The 20,438-nt window shown below is 66.9% G+C and carries 25 protein-coding genes; 17 read left to right on the forward strand and 8 right to left on the reverse strand.

From position 1 onward, the window contains the following. The first annotated feature begins 4 nt into the window (after positions 1-4). The gene (locus AC5P7S_RS06195; RefSeq protein WP_005415701.1) at positions 5-730 is read left to right on the forward strand and encodes a hypothetical protein; all 726 of its coding nucleotides are present in this window, start codon (positions 5-7) and stop codon (positions 728-730) included. A 92-nt stretch (positions 731-822) separates the two neighbouring features. Here AC5P7S_RS06195 and AC5P7S_RS06200 read toward each other — a convergent pair whose 3' ends face one another. Beyond that, on the reverse strand, positions 823-1,269 hold the full coding sequence (locus AC5P7S_RS06200) for a copper chaperone PCu(A)C (protein WP_095377767.1): 447 nt from the start codon (positions 1,267-1,269) through the stop codon (positions 823-825). A gap of 34 nt (positions 1,270-1,303) precedes the next feature. On the opposite strand from AC5P7S_RS06200, the gene AC5P7S_RS06205 reads away from it, so the two are divergent. The 4 genes from AC5P7S_RS06205 (at position 1,304) to AC5P7S_RS06220 (ending at position 4,985) form a co-directional block, all read left to right on the forward strand. Beyond that, a complete protein-coding gene (locus tag AC5P7S_RS06205; RefSeq protein WP_005415699.1) occupies positions 1,304-2,080 on the forward strand; it encodes an enoyl-CoA hydratase/isomerase family protein in 777 nt (258 codons plus the stop codon). A gap of 87 nt (positions 2,081-2,167) precedes the next feature. Beyond that, complete coding sequence (gene tesB / locus AC5P7S_RS06210) at positions 2,168-3,088, forward strand: acyl-CoA thioesterase II (RefSeq protein ID WP_409461101.1); 921 nt, start codon at positions 2,168-2,170, stop codon at positions 3,086-3,088. A 3-nt stretch (positions 3,089-3,091) separates the two neighbouring features. Continuing rightward, positions 3,092-3,586, forward strand: coding sequence for a pathogenicity-like protein (locus tag AC5P7S_RS06215; protein WP_095377765.1), 495 nt, complete (start codon positions 3,092-3,094; stop codon positions 3,584-3,586). 181 nt (positions 3,587-3,767) lie between these two features. After that, a complete protein-coding gene (locus tag AC5P7S_RS06220; protein ID WP_095377764.1) occupies positions 3,768-4,985 on the forward strand; it encodes an RNA polymerase sigma factor in 1,218 nt (405 codons plus the stop codon). A gap of 59 nt (positions 4,986-5,044) precedes the next feature. Here AC5P7S_RS06220 and AC5P7S_RS06225 read toward each other — a convergent pair whose 3' ends face one another. Beyond that, positions 5,045-5,605, reverse strand: a complete 561-nt coding sequence (locus tag AC5P7S_RS06225; RefSeq protein WP_065185993.1) for an EF-hand domain-containing protein — start codon at positions 5,603-5,605, stop codon at positions 5,045-5,047. 156 nt (positions 5,606-5,761) lie between these two features. Between AC5P7S_RS06225 and AC5P7S_RS06230 the strand changes: the two genes are divergently transcribed. After that, positions 5,762-6,517 carry an arginyltransferase gene (locus tag AC5P7S_RS06230; protein WP_053500802.1) on the forward strand — a complete coding sequence of 252 codons (756 nt, stop codon included), beginning with the start codon at positions 5,762-5,764 and terminating at the stop codon, positions 6,515-6,517. A 37-nt stretch (positions 6,518-6,554) separates the two neighbouring features. Further along, a complete protein-coding gene (locus AC5P7S_RS06235) occupies positions 6,555-7,760 on the forward strand; it encodes an endonuclease/exonuclease/phosphatase family protein (RefSeq protein WP_095377763.1) in 1,206 nt (401 codons plus the stop codon). An 85-nt stretch (positions 7,761-7,845) separates the two neighbouring features. Here AC5P7S_RS06235 and purT read toward each other — a convergent pair whose 3' ends face one another. Further along, positions 7,846-9,033, reverse strand: coding sequence for a formate-dependent phosphoribosylglycinamide formyltransferase (gene purT, locus AC5P7S_RS06240; RefSeq protein ID WP_049404703.1), 1,188 nt, complete (start codon positions 9,031-9,033; stop codon positions 7,846-7,848). 137 nt (positions 9,034-9,170) lie between these two features. Here purT and AC5P7S_RS06245 point away from each other — a divergent pair, with 137 nt between their 5' ends. From AC5P7S_RS06245 to AC5P7S_RS06265, 5 genes are read left to right on the forward strand one after another with little or no spacing between them, the layout of a single operon-like run. Then, on the forward strand, positions 9,171-10,052 hold the full coding sequence (locus AC5P7S_RS06245; RefSeq protein ID WP_061480381.1) for an SPFH domain-containing protein: 882 nt from the start codon (positions 9,171-9,173) through the stop codon (positions 10,050-10,052). Between the two features lie 45 nt (positions 10,053-10,097). Continuing rightward, positions 10,098-10,277: a type II toxin-antitoxin system antitoxin gene (locus tag AC5P7S_RS06250; protein WP_065178114.1), complete on the forward strand. Its 180-nt coding sequence runs from the start codon at positions 10,098-10,100 to the stop codon at positions 10,275-10,277. Continuing rightward, positions 10,274-10,453: a DUF4177 domain-containing protein gene (locus AC5P7S_RS06255; RefSeq protein ID WP_005415690.1), complete on the forward strand. Its 180-nt coding sequence runs from the start codon at positions 10,274-10,276 to the stop codon at positions 10,451-10,453. Before AC5P7S_RS06250 ends, AC5P7S_RS06255 begins: the two co-directional genes overlap by 4 nt. A 3-nt stretch (positions 10,454-10,456) precedes the next feature. Then, positions 10,457-11,050 (forward strand): PH domain-containing protein, encoded by a 594-nt coding sequence (locus AC5P7S_RS06260; RefSeq protein ID WP_095377762.1) that lies wholly within the window; start codon positions 10,457-10,459, stop codon positions 11,048-11,050. 9 nt (positions 11,051-11,059) lie between these two features. Then, positions 11,060-11,869, forward strand: a complete 810-nt coding sequence (locus tag AC5P7S_RS06265) for a M15 family metallopeptidase (RefSeq protein WP_065178116.1) — start codon at positions 11,060-11,062, stop codon at positions 11,867-11,869. Between the two features lie 409 nt (positions 11,870-12,278). On the opposite strand, the gene AC5P7S_RS06270 is transcribed toward AC5P7S_RS06265, so the two are convergent. The 4 genes from AC5P7S_RS06270 to AC5P7S_RS06285 all read right to left on the reverse strand — a co-directional run bounded on the left by AC5P7S_RS06270 (position 12,279) and on the right by AC5P7S_RS06285 (position 15,901). Next, the gene (locus AC5P7S_RS06270) at positions 12,279-12,650 is read right to left on the reverse strand and encodes a DUF423 domain-containing protein (protein WP_005415687.1); all 372 of its coding nucleotides are present in this window, start codon (positions 12,648-12,650) and stop codon (positions 12,279-12,281) included. A gap of 105 nt (positions 12,651-12,755) precedes the next feature. Then, complete coding sequence (locus AC5P7S_RS06275; RefSeq protein ID WP_005415686.1) at positions 12,756-13,829, reverse strand: polyketide cyclase; 1,074 nt, start codon at positions 13,827-13,829, stop codon at positions 12,756-12,758. A 234-nt stretch (positions 13,830-14,063) separates the two neighbouring features. Further along, positions 14,064-14,705 (reverse strand): response regulator, encoded by a 642-nt coding sequence (locus AC5P7S_RS06280; RefSeq protein ID WP_006424175.1) that lies wholly within the window; start codon positions 14,703-14,705, stop codon positions 14,064-14,066. Then, on the reverse strand, positions 14,705-15,901 hold the full coding sequence (locus AC5P7S_RS06285; RefSeq protein ID WP_053497662.1) for a sensor histidine kinase: 1,197 nt from the start codon (positions 15,899-15,901) through the stop codon (positions 14,705-14,707). The genes AC5P7S_RS06280 and AC5P7S_RS06285 overlap by 1 nt, the downstream gene beginning before the upstream one ends. A 151-nt stretch (positions 15,902-16,052) precedes the next feature. On the opposite strand from AC5P7S_RS06285, the gene AC5P7S_RS06290 reads away from it, so the two are divergent. Genes AC5P7S_RS06290 through AC5P7S_RS06310 form a run of 5 tightly spaced genes read left to right on the forward strand, consistent with a single transcriptional unit; the run spans position 16,053 to position 19,074 of the window. Beyond that, the gene (locus AC5P7S_RS06290) at positions 16,053-16,649 is read left to right on the forward strand and encodes a GNAT family N-acetyltransferase (protein ID WP_005415684.1); all 597 of its coding nucleotides are present in this window, start codon (positions 16,053-16,055) and stop codon (positions 16,647-16,649) included. Continuing rightward, positions 16,595-17,440 (forward strand): septum site-determining protein MinC, encoded by an 846-nt coding sequence (gene minC, locus AC5P7S_RS06295; RefSeq protein ID WP_049413254.1) that lies wholly within the window; start codon positions 16,595-16,597, stop codon positions 17,438-17,440. The genes AC5P7S_RS06290 and minC overlap by 55 nt, the downstream gene beginning before the upstream one ends. Positions 17,441-17,475: 35 nt before the next feature. Next, complete coding sequence (gene minD, locus AC5P7S_RS06300) at positions 17,476-18,285, forward strand: septum site-determining protein MinD (protein ID WP_005415682.1); 810 nt, start codon at positions 17,476-17,478, stop codon at positions 18,283-18,285. A 2-nt stretch (positions 18,286-18,287) separates the two neighbouring features. Next, on the forward strand, positions 18,288-18,548 hold the full coding sequence (minE, locus tag AC5P7S_RS06305; protein WP_005408532.1) for a cell division topological specificity factor MinE: 261 nt from the start codon (positions 18,288-18,290) through the stop codon (positions 18,546-18,548). A 46-nt stretch (positions 18,549-18,594) separates the two neighbouring features. Next, a complete protein-coding gene (locus AC5P7S_RS06310) occupies positions 18,595-19,074 on the forward strand; it encodes a hypothetical protein (RefSeq protein WP_005415681.1) in 480 nt (159 codons plus the stop codon). Positions 19,075-19,137: 63 nt separating this feature from the next. Here AC5P7S_RS06310 and AC5P7S_RS06315 read toward each other — a convergent pair whose 3' ends face one another. After that, positions 19,138-20,382 carry a DUF819 family protein gene (locus AC5P7S_RS06315; RefSeq protein WP_005415680.1) on the reverse strand — a complete coding sequence of 415 codons (1,245 nt, stop codon included), beginning with the start codon at positions 20,380-20,382 and terminating at the stop codon, positions 19,138-19,140. Positions 20,383-20,438: the final 56 nt, after the last annotated feature.

Consider the following 20,438-nt stretch of genomic DNA (forward strand, 5'->3'; position numbering starts at 1 on the left):
TGACATGATCCACCAGACTGAACTGAGCGACCTGCTGCCCGGCATGGTCCCCTTCCCCACCGACGTCTTCCCCGCCGACCAGGCCTGGCTCGGCCAGCACCTGCTGCCGCTGCTGAAGATCGACCTCGGTGTGCTGCGCCCGGAACTGGCCGGCCAGGTGGCGACGATGCTGTGCCCGATCGAGCCGTACGACGGCTGCATCGGCGAAACCACCGAAGAACACCACAACGATTTCACCGCCACCAACTGGATCTCCTTCGAGCTGACCGCCGGCAACCAGATGCGCTTCCTCGGCAACGAGGGCTATTTCATCGGCGATGCAGTACAGGACAAGGACGCGCAGGAACACATTGCGCAGATGCGCGACAGCTACGCCAAGGCCCGCGACTACCACGCCATGCATGGCCGCCTCGCCTGCTACTCGCGCTACGGCAAGGGTGAGGCCAGCGAGCGCGCTTATCTGGATACGCTGGGGGGACAGATTTCCTGTGGCAACTGGATCGAAACGGCCGATATTCCTGCCGCCTTCACCCTGGAATTCACCGACGCCGCCAACGACCGGCATGCTCCAGATGATGCCGAACTGGCGATCATCCGCCGCGATGGCCACAAGTTCTTCGCCGTCGCCGAAGTCGCCGGCTACAACTGGTGCGCCACCGGCGCCGACGCGATCGTGATGCTGTATGAGCCGGTGAGCCGCACGGTGCTGTTCTCGTACGACTGGTCGTAGCATCCCGCCGGGCATGGCCCGGCGCTACCCAGGCATGACCGCCGGATCATCACCGGTAGCGCCGGGCCATACCCGGCGGAACGGGCGACGCGTTACGGCGCAGCCTTGCGCACCGTCAACGTCGCGCTCGCTTCACCACCACCTTCCAGCTGCAACTGCAGCGGCAGCGCCTGGCCTTCCTTCAGCGCGCCCCGCCCCTGCATCAGCATCAGGTGCAGGCCACCAGGCTTGAGTTCGGCACGCGCGCCGGCTGCCAGCGGCAGGCGCTCGATCGCGCGCATCCGGCTGACGCCATCGACGATCGTGGTCTCGTGCAGCGACACGTCGCCGAAACTACTGCTGGTCGCACCGGTGATCACCACCGCCCTGCTGCAGCCGTTGTGTATCACGCCATAGCCGGCAGTCATCGGCATCGCCAGATTCGGTGGCAACCGCGCCCAGCCCTGCTCCACCGTGACGCAGCGTGATTCCGCAGCCGAAGCCGATGCTGCGGCCGCACACAGCACCCACAGTACGCCAACGAATGGTTTGGTTATCATCGCCCAGGTTCCTTCTTCGCAACGAGACCGCAGCATGACGACGCTCATCGAGGTGATCAACCACGGCCCCATCCGCGAACTGCGCCTGGCGCGGCCGCCGGTCAATGCACTGGACACCGATCTGTGCCGGCAGTTGATCCATGCCATCGAACTGGCCATGGCCGAAGACGCGCACGGCATCGTGCTGTCGGGCAGCGAGCGCATCTTCACCGGTGGAATGGACGTGCCGCACCTGCTCTCGCATGGCGATGACAAGCACAAGCTGCTGGACACCTGGAACGCTTTCTTTGGCGCCGTGCGCACACTGGCCGAGAGCCGCATCCCGGTGGTCGCAGCGATCACCGGCCACGCGCCGGCCGGCGGCTGCGTGCTGGCCCTGTGCTGCGACTACCGGGTAATGGCGCGCAGCGCCGATCCGTCGCGGCCGTATGCCATCGGCCTGAACGAGGTGCAGGTGGGCCTGATCGCGCCGGAGGGCATCCAGCGCCTGCTGCGCCGTGCGGTGGGCGTGCACCGCGCCGGCGTGCTGCTGACCACCGGCTCGCTGGTGCCGGCCGAACAGGCGCTGCAGATCGGCCTGGTCGACGAGCTGGCTGAGGGTGACCTGGTGGTGGCCCGCGCCGTGGCCTGGCTGCAGAACCTGCTCAAGCAGCCTCGGCAGCCGATGCTGCTGACCCGCGCCATCGCTCGCGCCGACCTGCACGAAGCGCTGCACCCGGACCTGATCCAGCTGGACCGTTTCGTCGAGGCCTGGTTCGCCCCGGACGCACAGAACGCCCTGCAGGCCCTGGCGGCGCGCCTGGGCAAGTAGCGGTTGCCCCGCCCAGGGTCAGATCCCTTTCGCCGGGCGAAAGGGATCTGACCCCTGACCGGTATAATCAGGCCCTCTTTCACTGCTGTGGCCGCCCCCTTGAACGACACGCCCGAACCCGTCGTCTCCGAGCTGATCGACCTGCTCACGCTGGAGCGGCTGGAGGACAACCTGTTCCGCGGGCAGAGCCGCGACATCGGCACCAAGTACGTGTTCGGTGGGCAGGTGCTGGGCCAGGCCCTGGCTGCGGCGCAGGCCACGGTCGACAACGGCCGCCACGTGCACTCGCTGCACGCCTACTTCCTGCGCGCCGGCAACATCGACCACCCGATCGTCTACGACGTGGACCGCACCCGCGACGGCGGCAGCTTCTCGGTGCGACGGGTCACCGCGATCCAGCACGGCAAGGTGATCTTCTTCTGCGCGGCCTCGTTCCAGCAGGCCGAGACCGGCGCCGAGCACCAGCACAAGATGCCTGAAGTGCCGCAGCCGGAAGACATCGAACCGAACCGGCCGCTGCCGGCCGAAGTGCTGGAGCGGCTGCCGATCAAGGTGCAGCGCTGGCTGTCGCGTGGCGGCCCGTTCGAGTTCCGCCACGTCTACCCGCGCGACGAGTTGAACCCGCCCAAGCGCCCGCCCTACCACCAGGTGTGGATGCGCCTGAGCGAGCCGGTCGGCGATGCCCCGGAGCTGCACCAGGCGCTGCTGGCCTATGCCTCCGACTTCCACCTGCTGGGCACGGCGACCTTCCCGCACGGCATCAGCTACTACCACCCGCACGTGCAGATGGCCTCGCTCGACCACGCAATCTGGTTCCACCGCCCGTTCCGCGCCGACGACTGGCTGCTGTACTCGCTGGACAGCCCCAGCGCGCAGGATTCGCGCGGCCTGGCCCGCGGCCAGTTCTTCACCCGCAACGGCGTGCTGGTGGCCAGCACTGCGCAGGAAGGCCTGATCCGCGTGGTTCCCGACCAGGCTGCGGCCGCCGCCGTGCCGGCCAAGGAGTAACCCATGCGCCAGATCTTCAGCAGCCAGCGCGTGGAAACCGTCGAAGGCGTGGCCGAGCTCCTGCGCGGGCATGGGATCGACGTCAAGGTGACCAACGGGCGCTCGTACAAGACCCGTCGCCGCGGCCAGTTCAGTTATACCGACCTGGGCAACGCCAACGCCTACCCGGCGGTATGGATCGTGCGTGCCGACGACCAGCCACGCGCGCGCGAAATCCTGCGCGAGGCGCGCCTGCTCGACACTACCCGCCGCGACCACCCCACCGCCGAATTCGCCTTCCGCGACGCGCCGGAACCGGGCAGCGGCGGCCGCAGCTGGGCCTGGCGCATCCGCATCGCGCTGCTGGTGGTGATCGCTGGCGTGGCGCTGGTGATCGGCCTGCGCCATCGCGGCGCCCCGGTGCCCGCCCCGCAGGCCCAGCCGCAGCAGGCGCAACCGGCCCCGCAGGCCGCGCCGGAAGAGGAAGCAGTCCGGGTCCGCATCCAGCCCTCGAAATGACTCGCGGGTGAAAAAGGGGACGGAGGGGATTAAGTCGTTTGTGGCACAAACGACTTAATCCCCTCCGTCCCCTTTTTGTCATGAGGATGCCGGCCAGCGGCCGGCACTACCGCACAGATGCTGGTCACACTTCGCGCGCGGCTCCGTCATGGGACACAATCCCCGCAGGAGAGCCGCCGCCATGACGACGTTCACCGCATCGATCGACCAGACCCTGGAACGCGAACTGCCCGCCGCCGCCAGCGGTTGCCAGCACGCCTACGGCCGCATCGTGCTGGCCTGCCAGAACACGGTCACCGCCATCGCGCTGGCCATCACCCGGGACCGCCAGGCCAGCGAGGACATCGCCCAGGAGGCCTTTGTGAAGGGCTGGCAGCAGCTGCACCAGCTGCGCAGCGCGACCAGCTTCCTGCCGTGGCTGCGGCAGATCACCCGCAACCTGGCCCGCGACTGGCTGCGCGCCCAGCGTGGCCGTCCACTGACCGGCGAGGCGGCCGAGGTGGCGATGGGGATGGCCGCCGATCCGTCCCCGGGCGCAGCCGATCGCCTGCAACGGGTGGAGGAAGAAATCGCCGCCGAGGACATCATCTCCACCCTGCCCGCCGACAGCCGCGAAGTCCTGTTGCTGTACTACCGCGAAGGCCAGCGCTCGCAGCAGGTGGCCGAACTGCTCGGGCTCAGCGACGCCGCCGTGCGCAAGCGCCTGTCGCGCGCCCGCGCGCTGGTGCGCGACGGCCTGCTGCAGCGCTTCGGTGAGTTCGCGCGCAGCAGCGCGCCGAGCGCCGCCTTCGCCACCGCCGTGGTGTCGATGGTGCTGGTGGCCGCACCCGGCACCGCCAGTGCCGCGATCCTGCTGAGCGCCGGCGTCGGCGTGGGCAGCAGCAAGCTGGGCCTGGGCGGGGCCAGCGTGGCCGGGGGTACAGCCATGGGCTCGGTCACCGCCACCCTGGGCTACCTGCACATGATTCCGGCAAGCACTTGGGGCGCGTTCGCTGGTGGCGTTGCCGGCGGCGTGATCGGCAGCTACCTGGGCGGTCGATTCCTGCTGTCCTATGCCAAGACCGATGCCGAACGCGCGCGGGTCTGGCGCTTTGTGCGCATGAACACCTGGACAGCCATGGCCTGCTGCCTGGCAGTGCTGGCGGTGGTACTGCTGCAGACCCCGACGTGGGTGCATCTGCTGGTGCTGGTGCTCGGCATGGGTCTGGTGAACTACCAGTGCCTGGGACCGCTGCAGCAGATCATGGCGCCGCTGATCGCGCGCGATTCGTCGCGGCGTGGGCGCACCGGCACCAACTGGGTGTATGAATCGCTGTATGGGCGTACCGGGATCATCGCCATGAACATCGTGGTGCTGGGCGTCGTGCTGTATGCCATGGCCCATTCCAGCGGCCGCTAGGGCCTCAACGCACGACGCCGGCAGTACGCCGGCGTCGTGGTCGGTCAGCGCGCGATGAATCAGCGCTGCGACTTCGGTGCACCGCCGTCGCGCGGACCGCCTTGGCGCGGGCCACCGTGCATCGGGCCCTTGGCCGCGTCGAACTCGGCCTTGCTCAGCTGGCCATCCTTGTTGGTGTCGGCGGCAGCAAACCAGGCATCACGATGCTGCTTCATGCGCAGCTCGCGGTCAGCCTTGTCCAGGTAACCGTCCTTGTTGAGGTCGAGCTGGTCGAAGCGCGCGGCCAGGCGCGGGTCGGCCTTGGCCTCGTCGCGGCTGATGCGGCCGTCCTTGTTGAGGTCCAGCCTGGCCCAGCGCTCACCGCCGTGGCCACGGCGGCCATGCTGCCAGCGCGGCATCTCATCGCGCGAGAGCTTGCCGTCCTTGTTCCTGTCCAGCTCGTCGAACTTCGCGGCCAGGCGCGGGTTGGCAGCCGCCTCGCTGCGGTCGATCACGCCGTCGCCATTGGTGTCCAGCTTGGCCGGGCGCTGCGCCGACGTGGCCGGGGTGTCGGCCGCCAGCGCGATGCCGGAGGCGGAAGTGCCGAGCAGCAGGGCCAGCAGCAGGGGGGTACGGATCATGGGGTCACTCCTGGGAATGGGAATTGCGTCGGGGTGATCACTTCACCCTCGAGTGACAACAACGCCCGGGCGCGACATCGGTTGACGCCGTGGCCGGTTCCATTCATCCGCCGGACAGTCGCCGCCACTGCGACGGGCTGGGGCTATGCTGTGCCCATGGCACTACACGGCGATAGAGACGACGAACTGCGGCTTTTCCAGACCGGCGAGCACCCCTGCGGGTACTGGTCCGACCGGGTGGCGCGCGACCTGGTGCTGGATCCGCACGATCGCCGGCTGGGTGGCCTGTACCCGCTGGCACTGAGCTGGGGCTTCCGCCGCAGCGGTGATCTGGTCTACCGGCCGCACTGCGCGCACTGCCAGGCCTGCGTGGCGGTGCGCATCCCGGTGGCCCGCTTCGCCCCGGACCGCAGCCAGCGCCGCTGTGCCGCCCGCAATGACGACCTGGAGGTGCGGATCACCGCCGCCACCGCCCGTGACGACCTGTTCGCGCTGTATCACCGCTACCTCACCCACCGCCACGCCAATGGCGGCATGGACGACCATGGCCCGCACGAGTTCGAGCAGTTCCTGATCGGCAGCTGGTCGCACACCCGCTTCATGGAGATGCGCCTGCCCGGCCACGACGGCCAGCCCAGCCAGTTGCTGGGGGTGGCGGTGACCGACGTCACCGAGCATGGCCTGTCGGCGGTCTACACGTTCTTCGACCCGGACCACGCCGCGCGCGGGCTGGGTACCTTCGCGATCCTCCAACAGATCGAGTGGGCGCGCCGCGAGGGGTTGCCGCACGTGTACCTGGGCTACTGGATCCGCGGGCACCAGAAGATGGACTACAAGCGCCGCTTCCATCCCCTTGAGGCCTACGACGGCCGCCGCTGGCACGATTTCGACAACGAACTGGACGGGCGCTGACAAACCGCTGACACCGGGCCGGGTGCAGAATAGGGGGATGAACGCCAAACCCCTGATCCTCGCCCTGGCCCTGCTCTGCGGCGCCACCGCCCCCGCCTTTGCCACGTCCCCCGCGATGACTGAGAAGCCGTCCACTGCGCTGCGCCTGGCCACCTACAACACTTCGCTGTACTCCGATGATGCCGGTGGCCTGATCAAGGAACTGGAGGGCGACAGCGAGCACGCACGCAAGATCGCCGCCGTGCTGCAGCAGGTGCGCCCGGACCTGGTACTGCTGAACGAATTCGATTTCGACGATGCCCATCGCGCCGCCGACCTGTTCCAGAAGCGCTACCTGGAAGTCGCCCAGCCCGGCGGCGGCAAGCCGCTGCACTTTGCCTACCGCTACCTGGCGCCGGTCAACACCGGTGTGCCCAGCGGCCTGGATCTGGACAACAACGGCGTGGTCGGCGGCGAAGGCCGCAGCCGCGGCAACGATGCCTGGGGCTACGGCCTGCACCCGGGCCAGTACGGCATGCTGGTGCTGTCGCGCTACCCGATCGACGAAGCCAAGGTGCGCAGCTTCCAGCTGCTGAAGTGGAGCGCGATGCCCGGCTCGATCCGCCCGGTCGACCCACGTACCGGCCAGAGCTTCTACAACGACCATGTGTGGTCGCAGCTGCGCCTGTCGTCGAAGTCGCATTGGGACGTGCCGGTGAAGACCCCGGCCGGCGTGGTGCACGCGCTGGTCTCGCACCCGACCCCGCCGGTGTTCGACGGCCCGGAAAAGCGCAACGCGGCGCGCAACCATGACGAGCTGCGCCTGTGGCAGGAATACCTGTCCAAGGGTGACAAGCCATGGCTGTGCGACGACAAGGGCCACTGCGGCGGCCTGGCGCAGGATGCGCGCTTCGTGATCCTCGGCGACCTCAACAACGACCCGGTCGATGGTGATGGCCGCCATGAGGCGATCGTCGAACTGATCGAGAACGCCCGCGTGCTGCGCTACCCCACCCCGCGCAGCGTCGGTGGCGAGCAGACCAGCCTGGCCTATGCGGCCAAGGGCATCGAGCGCAAGGGCGCACCGTTCCATGCCACCGGCGATTTCGGCCCGAAATCCGGCACGATGCGCTTGGACTACGTGCTTCCCTCGACCGGTTTCGAGTACGTGGGCAGCGGCATCTTCTGGCCGGCCAATGAAAGCCCGGAAGCGAAGATCGCCGACGGCAGCGACCACCACCTGGTGTGGGTGGACGTGCGGTAGAGTCGACTGCACGTTGAGCGTACCGACCAACGGTCGGTACCCACCGGGTTTCGGTAGGCGACGACCGTTGGTCGTCGCTCCTTTTTCAGGGGCGCAGCTCGACGCCGATGGCGTCGGCGGCATCACGCGCGATGGCGCGTGCTTCGTCGATGGTTTCCGCGCGCGCCAGGGTCACACCGACGCGGCGGTGGCCATGCACGCTCGGCTTGCCGAACAGGCGCACGGCAGTATCCGGCACCTGCAATGCAGCGGCGACGTTGTTGAAGTACGGCACGCCCTCGCCGTGTGCCAACAGCGCGCACGACGCCGACGGGCCGCTCTGGCGGATCACCGGGATCGGCAGGCCGAGGATGGCGCGCGCATGCAGCGCGAACTCGCTCAACTCCTGCGATACCAGCGTCACCAGGCCGGTGTCGTGCGGGCGCGGCGACACTTCGCTGAACCACACTTCGTCGCCCTTCACGAACAGCTCGACGCCGAACAGGCCCCAGCCGCCAAGGTCGTCGGTGATCGCACGTGAGATCTCCTCGGCACGTGCCAGTGCCGCGCTCGACATCGGCTGCGGCTGCCAGCTTTCGCGGTAATCGCCATCCTTCTGCAGGTGGCCGATCGGCGCACAGAATGAGGTGCCGCCGGCATGGCGCACGGTCAACAGGGTGATCTCGTAGTCGAAATCGATGAAGCCTTCGACGATGCAGCGGCCGGCACCGGCACGGCCACCGGTCTGTGCGTACTCCCAGGCCGGAGCGATGTCCGCTTCGCTGCGCAGGGTGCTCTGGCCCTTGCCCGAGGACGACATCACCGGCTTGACCACGCACGGCAGGCCGATGGCAGCCACGGCAGCGCGGTATTCGGCCTCGGTATCGACGAAGCGGTAGGGCGAGGTCGGCAGGCCCAGGGTTTCGGCGGCGAGGCGGCGGATGCCTTCGCGATCCATGGTCAGGCGTGCGGCGCGCGCAGTCGGGATCACCCGCAGGCCCTGCTCCTGCTCCAGCTGGACCAGGGTCTCGGTATGGATGGCCTCGATCTCCGGCACCACCAGATGTGGCTGCTCCTGGGCGATCAGGGCGCGCAGCGCCATCGCATCGAGCATGTCGATCACGTGCGAGCGGTGGGCGACCTGCATGGCCGGGGCATCGGCGTAGCGGTCAGCGGCGATCACTTCCACGCCCAGCCGCTGCAGCTCGATGGCCACCTCCTTGCCGAGTTCGCCCGAGCCCAGCAGCAGCACGCGGGTGGCGGAGGGGGACAACGGAGTTCCAAGCTTGGCCATGGCGGTTCCAGCAGCGACGTGAAGGCGGGTGGGCATTCTAGCTGGCCGCGCACCCTGACCATGGCATCCGACGAACGGTAGTCTACAAGTGATATCAATTTGATATCTTCAATTCGAACCCTCAAGGACGTACCGCCATGAAAGAGAAGTCGCTTGCCTCCCTCAACGGCCTGGGCACCCTGGCCGGATCCCTGCTGGTCGCGCTGGCGGGTACCGCACTGTTCGTACTCGGGGCGACGACCAGGACCGGTTCCGGCTCACCGAACCTGCTGCTGATGCTGGCCGGCATGCTGGTGATCTTCGCTGCGGTCTTCATCCTGGCCGGCCTGTACACCATCCAGCCCAACCAGGCGGCGGTGCTGAGCCTGTTCGGCAAGTACGTCGGCACCGTCAAGGACAACGGCCTGCGCTGGAACAACCCCTTCTATGCCAAGCGCCGGGTCAGCCAGCGCGTGCGCAACTTCGAGAGCGGCAAGCTGAAGGTCAACGAGCTGGACGGCAGCCCGATCGAGATTGCTGCGGTCATCGTCTGGCAGGTGGTCGATGCCTCCGAGGCCGTCTACAACGTGGACGACTACGAGAGCTTCGTGCACATCCAGTCCGAATCGGCGTTGCGCGCGATGGCCACCAGCTATCCCTACGACCAGCACGAGGAGGGACAGCTGGCGCTGCGCAGCCATGCCAGCGAGATCTCCCAGCACCTGAAGAACGAGCTGGCCGAACGCCTGGCCGACGCTGGCGTGCAGGTGATCGACGCACGCATCAGCCACCTCGCCTACGCCGCCGAAATCGCCCAGGCGATGCTGCAGCGGCAGCAGGCCAACGCAGTGATCGCTGCACGCACGCGCATCGTGGCCGGTGCGGTCGGCATGGTTGAAATGGCCCTGGCCGAACTGCAGAAGAACGGCGTGGTGCAGCTGGATGAGGAACGCAAGGCGCACATGGTCAGCAACCTGCTGACCGTGCTGTGCTCGGACCGCGGCACCCAGCCGATCGTCAACGCCGGTTCGCTGTACTGAACCACCCTCGCAACGGGGCGCCCCACCGCCCCGCCAGGAGCTTGCATGAGTGAGAAGAAAGCCTATCCGCTGCGCATCAACGCCGAGGTCCTGGCCGCGGCGCAACGCTGGGCTGACGACGAGCTGCGCAGCCTCAACGCACAGATCGAATACGTGCTGCGCGACGCCCTGCGCAAGGCAGGACGCCTGCCGAAACCCACGCCATCTTCGGAGGACAAGGAATGAGCAAGCGTTGGAGCTACCAGACGATCGAGGTCAAGACGTCCATGATGGGCCTGCTCAAGGCCGAGGACATCCAGAGCGAGCTGAGCCGCCAGGGCCAACTGGGCTGGGAACTGGTCAACATCATCATCCCCGCACCGATGCGCCCGGCGATGCTGGTGTTCAAGAAGGAGGCCTGAGCCATGGGCGCCAGCGATCCGAAACAGTACGAGGTGGCCGAGAGCTCGCCGTTGCGCGTGCTGTGGATCGTGCTGCCCCTGCTCGCCGCCTTCGTGGCCTGCCTGTATGCGCAGTTGTACAAGGCGCCGGCGACGGCGCCCTGGATCGAAGTAACGCTGTCGCCACCCTGGTTCCGGATGGGCGGCAGCGCCGCCTGGAGTCTGCTGGTGATCGCGGTACTCGGCATCGGGTTGGGCGCAGCATTCTTCCGTCGCCGGGTGGAACTGGCCGACAACGTGCTGGATGTGCGCTCGACGATGTACCGCCGCCGCGTTCCGGTGGCGCAGTTGCGGCTGGACCAGGCCGAGGTGGTCGACCTGCAGCGTGACCCCCGCTATGGCATCCGCTTCAAGACCAACGGCTACGCGATGCCGGGCTTCTATTCCGGTCACTTTCGCCTGCAGGGCGGTGGCAAGGGTTTCGCGCTGGTCACCAACCGCGCGAGCGTCCTCGCCCTGCCGGTCCGCGATGGCAGCACCCTGCTGCTCAGTCTCGATCGGCCACAGGCGCTGCTGGAAGCACTGCGCAAGGTGGCCGTGCCGGGCCCGCGGCAGTAAGCTGCGGCGATGCAACGACGCCTGCCCCTGCTGATCAATACCGAAGCCATCGAGTTGTGGCCGGCCGGCCTGCTGCGTGCGCGCAGCAATCTCGACGCGCGCCTGCTGTCACGAGCGAACTGGGTGCTGCGGCGCAAGTGCGATGGCCGTTACCTGGCGGCGGTGGTGGAACACGGCGTGCACGCCATGGTGCCGCGCCTGGCGCGCGAGCCCGGGGCCGAGGAAGCACTGGCCTTGCTGGATGCAGCTGCGGCCCGGCCGTTCGGTGCAAATCTGGAAGCGCAGTGGCTGCCCCTCGCCGGGCTGCAGCAGCGCCTGCAGCAGCTCGGCCTGGATGCCCAGCGCTATGCCGACGACAGTGGCCTGCCGCTGGAACCCGAACCGTGCCTGCTGCACTTCGCTGGCCGCGACCGCTTCGGCCGCCCGTTGTGGCTGCGCCGTGGCGCCGCGCAGGGCTGGCGACGGATGCGCCTGCACGCCGCGCAGGATGGCATCGCACTGGATGCAATCTCCGGCTTCCGCAGCCATGCCTACCAGTTGGGCATCTTCGAACGGAAGCTGGCACGCGGGCTGAGCGTGACGGAGATCCTGAAGGTGAATGCCGCGCCGGGGTTCAGTGAACACCACAGCGGCCACGCGCTGGACATCGGTACGCCGGGCGATGCCCCGGCCGAGGAATCATTTGAAGCCACCGACGCGTTCGCCTGGCTGCAGGCCCATGCCGCTGGGCACGGCTTCCGGTTGAGCTACCCGCGCGACAACCCGCACGGCATCGTCTACGAACCCTGGCACTGGTGCTGGAGACCGGCCAACGGCTGAGCCCCTCGTGACGGCCGCAGGGCGAAATTCATGGAGCTGTCCGGGCGGATTCCGCGCGCGCCCACCACGAGATGGAACAAGAAGGTAAAGACAGAAGCCGGTCGCTTCGCTCGAAGTCTCTATAAGGGATCAGCGCGCGGCTGTTGGATCCGCCTTCAAGCGAGCCGAGCACCGCAGGTCCGGCGAGGGCGAAGAGGTGCTTGCGATCCTGTAGAGCCGAGCCATGCTCGGCTGCTCTCCGCACCGCCCCTCGACGGGCCGAGGAGCACAGGGGACCGGTGCACAGCACCGGCTCGCGGCCGGCGGCGCGTTTCTTTTGGTTACTTTTCTTTTCGCGCGAAAAGAAAAGTAACGCCCATGAACCATCACGATCGCATCGGCATGGATCGGAGCGACAGCCCTGCGACCCTCACCGCCTCAACGCATTGATCGCCAGCAATACCCACCCGGCCATCATGCTGGTGCCACCGATCGGCGCCATCCGTGTCGGCCACTGCCACAACGCCCCACCCACCAGGCTGCCGGAAAACAGCAGGACCCCCAGCAGCAGCACGTACAGCGCCAGGTGTGCGATCACCCCCTGCGCGCGCGGCCCAAGCGCGACCAGCACCGCGCCATGCGCGAACGCATACAGCGCCGCCATGTTCAGATGCTGCTGCGCCAACGGGTCGGCCACGCCATGCGATGCATAGGCAGACAGGCCGATCGAGACGGCAGCCAACAGCGCCCCGAGGCAGGCCAGCAGGGAAGGCTTACGTGCGCGACGTTCCAGATTGAACATGAGGGCTCCTTGCGCAGCGCCCCTTGCCGGGCGCCGGATGAAAAAAAAACGCGCCGCAATGAGCGGCGCGTTTTCGTGTCCAACACTACATGGCTCAGCCGGGGATTACTTGACGGCCCAGTAGATGTCGTAGGTACCTTCCGGGGTGAACGACTTGTCGATGCCGTCCTTCCAGGTTTCGTACGGACGGTCGATGACTTCGTTGCCCGAGGTCACGGCCCAGGCACGCAGGCCGTTGCGCGCCACGTCCAGACCCGCCATGTGGCCGGTGTAGGCCGCATGCGCCGAACGGTGCGGAGCAACGTGCACGTACTTGACCGGAGCGCCGCCGTCGATCTTGACGGTCAGCTCGTCGGCAGCAGCACCTTCGGCACCCTTCTTCTTCACCGGCTGGGCAATGTCGAAGGCGTACTTCTCCTGGCCGAAGTCGGTGGTGATGATGCGGAACGGACCGGCAGCTTCAAGGCCATTGGCCTCCATCACGCGCTTGATCCACTCCTGGTTGTCCTTGATGGACTTGGTGATGGTGTCCTGACCGCGGTCCACGTTGCCGGCGTTGACCACCAGCAGGTTCTCGGCCGGCACTTCAACGATGGCCAGGTCGGTCAGCGGGGCTTCCGGCGTGCGGTAGTCCACGTTCGGCACGGTTGCGAGCATGTTGGCCATGCGCGACAGACCCATCTTGATGTCGTCGCCGATCTGGCGGCTGACATACAGGCCGGCGTAACGGCCGAACAGGTCGAAGCCGTACTTCACCGAGTAGTCCTGGGTGATCTTGACGTTGCGACCGCCCTTGCCGGTCGGCTCCAGGTTGAAGGTGGTGACCTTGTCGTGACCCTTGGTGGCGTCCTCGATGGCGATCACAACACGCTTGTTCTCTTCGGCTTCGGTGATCTTCCAGGAACCGGTACCCAGGTCCTTGGAGGTGAAGTCGAGGGTGGCACCGACACCCGAGGCCGGGCCGGACAGCTTCAGGTCAACGGCGGGATCGCGCAGTACCAGCGGGTTCCAGTCCTTGAAGCGGCGCAGGCTGCTGACCGTGTCGTACACGATCGTCATCTTGCGGTTGGTCTCGATGCTTTCGGTGATGTGACGCTCGCCCGGCAGACATACGCCAATGATGACGAACAGGCCAGCCACGATCCCCAAGGCGATCAGGAACTCGATAATACGGGTCATTCAGAGAGTCTCCGGGGCCGATCCCACGGCCGGGTTGATTGAAGCGAAGCGCCAATCCTAGCAGGCTTCGCGGGCATTGTTTATCGGGATTGGCGCACCGGTTTCCCTGCCGGCTGCGTATTTGTATGGACAAAGGATTCGAAGGGTAACGCATACCGCTACCCGGCAAGTAGGGGTCAACCCTGGCGGAAACCCCGGGCCACGACCCAAGTCTTTGTACTTGAAAGATTTTTCTTATACCAGCTGGAGTTCGAAGGCCTTCAATACGGCACGCGTACGGTCGCGCACACCCAGCTTGGAAAGGATGTTGGACACGTGGTTCTTGATGGTGCCCTCGGCGACGCCCAGCGAATTGGCGATCTCCTTGTTGGAGAAGCCACTGGCCATCAGCCGCAGGATCTCGGTCTCGCGGTCGGTCAGCGGGTCCGGGCGGTCCAGGCTGACGAATTCATTGCGCATGTGCTCCAGGCCGGACAGCAGGCGCTGGGTTACCGCCGGCTGCACCAGCGATCCCCCGTCGGCCACGGTGCGGATGGCACCGACCAGCTGTGCCAGGGTGACGTCCTTGAGCAGGTAGCCCTTGGCACCGGCCTTGAGCCCGGCCAGCACCAGCTGATCGTCGTCGAAGGTAGTGAGGATGATGGTCGGCGGCAGCTGTTCCTGCCTCGACAGCACCTGCAGGGCCTCCAGCCCCGACATCACCGGCATGCGCATGTCCATCAGCACCACGTCGGGGCGTACCTGGGGGATCAGCTCGACCGCCTGCCGGCCGTCGCCGGCCTCGGCCACCACCTCGATGCCGTCGTCGAGCGCCAGCAGGGAGCGGATTCCCTGCCGCACCAGGGTTTGGTCGTCGACCAGGCAGACGCGAATCATCAACGCACTCCTTCAGGAACCTTGGTAAGGGCCGCCACCAGCACCGTTGCCGGCACCGTCGCCCGCAGCCGGAAACCCTCACCGGGGCGGGTTTCGATCTGCAGCTGGCCACCACATTGTTGCAGGCGCTCGCGCATGCCGCGCAAGCCATTGCCCACATTGACCATATCCGCGCCGACGCCGTCGTCGCGGGCCTCGACCACCACCCGATCGGGGGCTTCACGGTACACCTTGATCCACAGGTGGCGGGCACTGGCATGGCGCACCGCGTTGGTGATGATCTCCTGGGTGCAGCGCAGCAGTACGTGGGCCCGCTGCGGGTCCTCCACGTTCAGCGGATCCTCGATCTCCAGCTGGATGTCCAGCGAGGGCACGTTCTCGGTCAGCGGGCGCAGGGCCGCGGCCAGATCGATCGCGCCGGTCTCGCGCAGCTGGCTCACGACCTCGCGCACGTTGCCCAGCAACAGCTTGGCCAGCGCGTGCGAGCGCTTCACGTGATCCAGGGCCTGGCCCTCGGCCAGGTGCCCGGCGACCTCCAGGTTCAGGGTCAGCGCGGTCAGCTGGTGGCCCAGCAGGTCATGCAGTTCGCGCGAAATGCGGGTGCGCTCGTTGACCCGCGCGCTCTCGGCCAGCAGGGCGCGGGTGGCGCGCAGCTCTGAATTGAGCCGGCGCTGCTCGTCGCGGGCCTCGGTCTGCTGACGCGCAACCAGGCTGGTCACGAAGATGAACATGGAGAAGCCGCCGTACAGCAGCGACTGCATCACCGCTTCGAACAGCGGGAAGCGCAGCAGCATGTAGTAGACCGGAGCCACGGCCAGCTGGCTGACCAGCAGCCACAGCACTCCCAGCCGTACCGACAGCATCCACGGAATGACCCCGGCGGCGACCATCATCAGGATGCTGCCCAGGCCCGACCCGCTGAGGAAGCTGACCCCCAGCGCCGAGACCGTCAGCAACAGCAGCAGGCTGCGGTCCAGCCAGCTGGTGTGGCTGTCGCTGCGCAGGATGCGGGTCAGCCAGTAGTAGGCCGTGCCGAAGGACAGGTAGGCAACGAACAGCAGGATCGCCCAGCCGCCCATGTCAGCGCGGCTGTGCAGGTTCTCGAACTGCGAGTATGCCAGCGGCAGGCCGACCATGACCCAGGTGAACAGGCCGGCCAGGCGGAGGACGCGGGTATGGCTGAGGACTCCCAACATGCCAGCACTCTACGGGCCCGGCCTGCGTCGCGCACTCCCACGGAAGTCATGCCCCTGCAGTCGCCTGTTCATGCCGCAGCCCACCCCGGGCATGCAATAATCGTGCGCAGGGTCCCTTGATGGACCAACCGCGTTACCCCACGGAGTCACAATGTCGATTGTCATCCGCGACGTGCGCGAGCACGAGCTCGATTCCGTCCTGGCTTTGAACAACAATGCTGGCCTGGCCATCCTTCCCCTGGATGCGGCCCGCCTGCGCCTGTTCTATGAAACCGCTGAATACTTCCGCGTCGCCGAGCGCGACGGCAACCTGGCCGGCTTCCTGATCGGCTTTGGCAGCGACAGCCAGCACGACAGCAGCAATTTCGCCTGGTTCAAGCAGCAGCTGGACACCCCGTTCTTCTATATCGACCGCATCGTGGTCGCCAGCCGCCGTCGTGGCGGCGGCGTCGGCCGTGCGTTCTATGCCGACGCGCAGAGCTTCGCCGAACTGCGCTACCCGCAGATGACCTGCGAAGTCTTCCTCGACCATGGCGCCGATGCCGCCCTGCTCTTCCACGGCAGCTTCGGCTTCCGCGAGCTGGGCCAGAACACGATGCCGCAGGTCGATGTGCGCGCCAGCATGCTGGCCAAGGAACTGTGCAGCTACCCCTGGGTCAAGGAGACCTACGGCGGCAAGCTGCCGGATGTGGCATGGACACGCGCACGGCAGCTGCCGGCGCAGGCACAGCGGCCGACGGGGACCTGAGCGTGGCGGTGAATTTCGATTACGAACAGGCCGGTGAACTGAAGATCGGCCAGGTGGGCATCGCCAACCTGCGCATCCGTACCCTTGATGTCGAACGCCTCGTGCAGGAAATGCGCGAGCGCGTGACCCGCGCCCCGAAGCTGTTCGGCCGCGCCGCGGTGATCCTCGACTTCGGCGGCCTGAGCCAGGTGCCGGATGTGGCCACCGCGCAGGCGCTGGTCGATGGCCTGCGCAGCGCCGGCGTGCTGCCGGTGGCGCTTGCCTATGGCACCAGCGCGATCGACCTGCTCTCGCAGCAGCTCGGCCTGCCGCTGCTGGCCAAGTTCCGAGCGCAGTACGAGCGTGCCGAGGCCGAACCGGCCCCGCCGCCGCCTGCACCGGAGCCGCGCCGCGCAGCCCGTGCCGAACCGAAGCCGGCCCCGGCAACGCCGGTGGCCAAGGTGGCCGACGCGGCTGCACCAAAGCCGGGCCGCATGCAGCTGGGCAACGTGCGTTCGGGCCAGCAGCTGTACGCGGAGAACTGCGACCTGACCGTGATGGCCACCGTCGGCGCCGGCGCCGAGGTCATTGCCGATGGCAGCATCCACATCTACGGCACCCTGCGCGGCCGCGCGCTGGCAGGGGCCCAGGGCAACACCGCGGCACGCATTTTCTGCCGTGATTTCCATGCGGAACTGGTCGCCATTGCAGGCCATTACAAGGTACTGGACGATGTCCCGGACAACCTGCGCGGCAAGGCCGTGCAGGTCTGGCTGGAACAGGACCAGATCAAGATCGCTGCGCTGGACTGACGCAGCCCCCAAACAGAATCATCAGGAGAAGTCCTTTGGCTGAAATCATCGTAGTCACCTCCGGCAAGGGCGGCGTCGGCAAGACCACTTCCAGCGCGAGCCTGGCCTGCGGCCTGGCTCGGCGCGGCAAGAAGGTGGCGGTGATCGACTTCGACGTCGGCCTGCGCAACCTCGACCTGATCATGGGCTGCGAACGCCGCGTGGTGTATGACTTCGTCAACGTCGTGCACGGCGAAGCCACCCTCAAGCAGGCCCTGATCAAGGACAAGCGCTTTGACAACCTGTACGTGCTGGCCGCCTCGCAGACCCGCGACAAGGACGCACTGACCCAGGAAGGCGTGGGCAAGGTCCTGAAGGACCTGGCCGCCGACGGTTTCGACTACATCATCTGCGACTCCCCGGCCGGCATCGAGAAGGGTGCCTTCCTGGCGATGTATTTCGCCGATCGTGCGGTGGTGGTGGTGAACCCGGAAGTGTCGTCGGTGCGCGACTCCGACCGCATCATCGGCCTGCTCGACTCGAAGACCCACAAGGCCGAGTCCGGCCAGGACGTGCCGGCCTTCCTGCTGCTGACCCGCTACACCCCGCTGCGCGTGGAAAGCGGCGAGATGCTGAGCATCGCCGACGTCGAGGAAGTGCTCGGCCTGAAGGCGATCGGCGTGATTCCGGAATCGGGCGACGTGCTTAACGCCTCCAACAAGGGCGAGCCGGTCATCCTGGATGTCGAATCCGCTGCCGGCCAGGCCTATGAAGACGCCGTCGCGCGCATCCTCGGCGAAGAACGCCCGATGCGCTTCACCAACGTCGAGAAGAAGGGCTTCTTCAGCAAGCTGTTCGGAGGGTAAGCATGGGCCTGTTTGATTTCCTCAAAGCGAAGAAGACCACCGCCGAAACCGCCAAGAACCGCCTGCAGATCATCATCGCGCAGGAACGCAGCCACCGTGGTGGCCCGGACTACCTGCCGCTGCTGCAGCGCGAGCTGCTGGAAGTGATCAAGAAGTACGTGAACATCGACGTCGATGCGGTGAAGGTCGACCTGGTAAAGGATGGCCAGCACGACGTGCTGGACATTTCCGTGGCGCTGCCCGAAGGTCCGGACAAGCCCTGATCCCCTGCCCCGCCCGTGCCTACATGGGCGGGGCTGTCTGACCCGCATGACCGATACGACAACCGCCGTGGACATCACCTGCGTGGGCGACATCGCCTTCGCGGACGCGCAGCGCCTGCTCGCCGCGCATGGCCTTCGGCTGCACCACGTGGCGCCCGGCGAACCGATTCCCGGCAGTTACTGGGGCGAGCCAGAGGCCGGCATCATCGCCAGCAACGTGTACGTACGCGATGACACGCCCGTGCACTCGATGCTGCATGAGGCCTGCCACCTGATCGTACTGCCGCCGGAACGGCGTGCGCAGGTGCACACCGATGCCACCGACTCGGTGGCCGAGGAAGACGCGACCTGCTACCTGCAGATCGTGCTGGCCGGGCAGCTGCCCGGTGTCGGCAGCCAGCGGCTGATGGCCGACATGGATGCGTGGGGATATACGTATCGGCTGGGATCTACCCAGGCGTGGTTTGAACAGGACGCCGAAGACGCGAAGGCGTGGTTGATCGAACGCGGCTTGCCGGTGGCGTGATTCACCGGGAACCGGGGTCAGATCCTTTTTGCGTCGCAAAAGGGATCTGACCCCATCACCGTATCAGCCCTGCCCGGCCAGCGCGCGCAGGGTGATGCCGACGATGTAGGCCAGGTACGTGCCGGTGGCATAGCCCATCGTCCCCAGCAGCACGCCGACCGGCGCCAGGGCCGGATGGAACGCCGCGGCCACCACCGGCGCCGAGGCTGGGCCACCGATGTTCGACTGCGAACCGATGGCGAAATAGAAGAACGGTACCTTCAGCAGCTTGCCCAGGCACCACAGCAGCACGATGTGCACGCTGATCCAGATGATGCCCAGCAGGAACAGCCACGGGCGGTCCAGCAGCGCCAGCAGATCCATCTGCATGCCGATGCAGGCGATCAGGAAGTACAGCAGCAGCGAGCCCAGGCGCGATGCGCCCGCGCCTTCCAGGTTGCGCGCACGGGTGAAACTCAGGCTGAGGCCGAGCGTGGTCGACAGCACCACCACCCACACGAACGGCGCGTCCAGGCTGAACTGCGCAGCCCAGCTGACATTCGCCTTGAACCACGCCGCCAGCGGTGCGCCAATGGCGTGAGCCAGGCCGACACCGCCGAAGGCCACCGCCACGATCAGCATCAGGTCGGTCAGGCTGGGAATGCGTTCGTGTTCGGCCTGGAAGCGCGCGATGCGCTCCTTCAGCTCATCGATGGCCGAGGTATCGGCGCCACTGCGCGCGTCGATCTTCGCCGCGCGCCCGGCCAGGAAGATCAGCGCGGCCATCCATACGTAGCCGACCCCGACGTCGACCACTGCGAACTGTCCGAAGGTGGTCGCATTGACGTCGAACACTTCACGCATCGCCAGCATGTTGGCGCCGCCGCCGATCCAGCTGCCCGCCAGCGCGGCCATGCCGGCCCAGGTGTCTCCGGCCACGGTTTCCGGATGCACGGCACGCATCAGCAGGAACGCCACCACCGCACCGAGCATGATGCTGGCCGAGGCACCCAGGTACATCAGCACCAGCTTCGGGCCAAGCCGCAGGATGCCCTTGATGTCGACCGCAAGGGTCAGCAGGATCAGCGCCGCCGGCAGCAGGATGTCGCGCGCGATCGGGTTGTAGAGCCGGGTGTTCTGCCCGTCGATCAGGCCCACAGTGTTGTAGATGCCGGGAATCAGGTAACACAGCAGCAGTGCCGGCACGAAGGTGTAGACGCGCTTCCACAGGCCCTGTTCTCGCGAGGCGGTCCAGAACACGGCGCCAAGGGTGGCGGCGATCAAACCGAAGACGACGATGTCGTTCTGGATCAGGGCAGTCGAAGGCATGCAGGCGCTCTGGTAGAGCCGGCCGCTGGCCGGCTGCTGTTGGCGGCAGATCCGGA

This window comes from Stenotrophomonas sp. YJH_SMC_32, assembly GCF_059369975.1.

What these genes read in the sequence shown, in the direction of transcription:
- AC5P7S_RS06195 (WP_005415701.1), top strand. Translation starts at nt 5, where the DNA reads ATGATCCACCAGACTGAACTGAGCGACCTGCTGCCCGGCATGGTCCCC.
- AC5P7S_RS06200 (WP_095377767.1), bottom strand. Translation starts at nt 1,269, where the DNA reads ATGATAACCAAACCATTCGTTGGCGTACTGTGGGTGCTGTGTGCGGCC.
- AC5P7S_RS06205 (WP_005415699.1), top strand. Translation starts at nt 1,304, where the DNA reads ATGACGACGCTCATCGAGGTGATCAACCACGGCCCCATCCGCGAACTG.
- AC5P7S_RS06215 (WP_095377765.1), top strand. Translation starts at nt 3,092, where the DNA reads ATGCGCCAGATCTTCAGCAGCCAGCGCGTGGAAACCGTCGAAGGCGTG.
- AC5P7S_RS06220 (WP_095377764.1), top strand. Translation starts at nt 3,768, where the DNA reads ATGACGACGTTCACCGCATCGATCGACCAGACCCTGGAACGCGAACTG.
- AC5P7S_RS06225 (WP_065185993.1), bottom strand. Translation starts at nt 5,605, where the DNA reads ATGATCCGTACCCCCCTGCTGCTGGCCCTGCTGCTCGGCACTTCCGCC.
- AC5P7S_RS06230 (WP_053500802.1), top strand. Translation starts at nt 5,762, where the DNA reads ATGGCACTACACGGCGATAGAGACGACGAACTGCGGCTTTTCCAGACC.
- AC5P7S_RS06235 (WP_095377763.1), top strand. Translation starts at nt 6,555, where the DNA reads ATGAACGCCAAACCCCTGATCCTCGCCCTGGCCCTGCTCTGCGGCGCC.
- purT (WP_049404703.1), bottom strand. Translation starts at nt 9,033, where the DNA reads ATGGCCAAGCTTGGAACTCCGTTGTCCCCCTCCGCCACCCGCGTGCTG.
- AC5P7S_RS06245 (WP_061480381.1), top strand. Translation starts at nt 9,171, where the DNA reads ATGAAAGAGAAGTCGCTTGCCTCCCTCAACGGCCTGGGCACCCTGGCC.
- AC5P7S_RS06250 (WP_065178114.1), top strand. Translation starts at nt 10,098, where the DNA reads ATGAGTGAGAAGAAAGCCTATCCGCTGCGCATCAACGCCGAGGTCCTG.
- AC5P7S_RS06255 (WP_005415690.1), top strand. Translation starts at nt 10,274, where the DNA reads ATGAGCAAGCGTTGGAGCTACCAGACGATCGAGGTCAAGACGTCCATG.
- AC5P7S_RS06260 (WP_095377762.1), top strand. Translation starts at nt 10,457, where the DNA reads ATGGGCGCCAGCGATCCGAAACAGTACGAGGTGGCCGAGAGCTCGCCG.
- AC5P7S_RS06265 (WP_065178116.1), top strand. Translation starts at nt 11,060, where the DNA reads ATGCAACGACGCCTGCCCCTGCTGATCAATACCGAAGCCATCGAGTTG.
- AC5P7S_RS06270 (WP_005415687.1), bottom strand. Translation starts at nt 12,650, where the DNA reads ATGTTCAATCTGGAACGTCGCGCACGTAAGCCTTCCCTGCTGGCCTGC.
- AC5P7S_RS06275 (WP_005415686.1), bottom strand. Translation starts at nt 13,829, where the DNA reads ATGACCCGTATTATCGAGTTCCTGATCGCCTTGGGGATCGTGGCTGGC.
- AC5P7S_RS06280 (WP_006424175.1), bottom strand. Translation starts at nt 14,705, where the DNA reads ATGATTCGCGTCTGCCTGGTCGACGACCAAACCCTGGTGCGGCAGGGA.
- AC5P7S_RS06285 (WP_053497662.1), bottom strand. Translation starts at nt 15,901, where the DNA reads ATGTTGGGAGTCCTCAGCCATACCCGCGTCCTCCGCCTGGCCGGCCTG.
- AC5P7S_RS06290 (WP_005415684.1), top strand. Translation starts at nt 16,053, where the DNA reads ATGTCGATTGTCATCCGCGACGTGCGCGAGCACGAGCTCGATTCCGTC.
- minC (WP_049413254.1), top strand. Translation starts at nt 16,595, where the DNA reads ATGGACACGCGCACGGCAGCTGCCGGCGCAGGCACAGCGGCCGACGGG.
- minE (WP_005408532.1), top strand. Translation starts at nt 18,288, where the DNA reads ATGGGCCTGTTTGATTTCCTCAAAGCGAAGAAGACCACCGCCGAAACC.
- AC5P7S_RS06310 (WP_005415681.1), top strand. Translation starts at nt 18,595, where the DNA reads ATGACCGATACGACAACCGCCGTGGACATCACCTGCGTGGGCGACATC.
- AC5P7S_RS06315 (WP_005415680.1), bottom strand. Translation starts at nt 20,382, where the DNA reads ATGCCTTCGACTGCCCTGATCCAGAACGACATCGTCGTCTTCGGTTTG.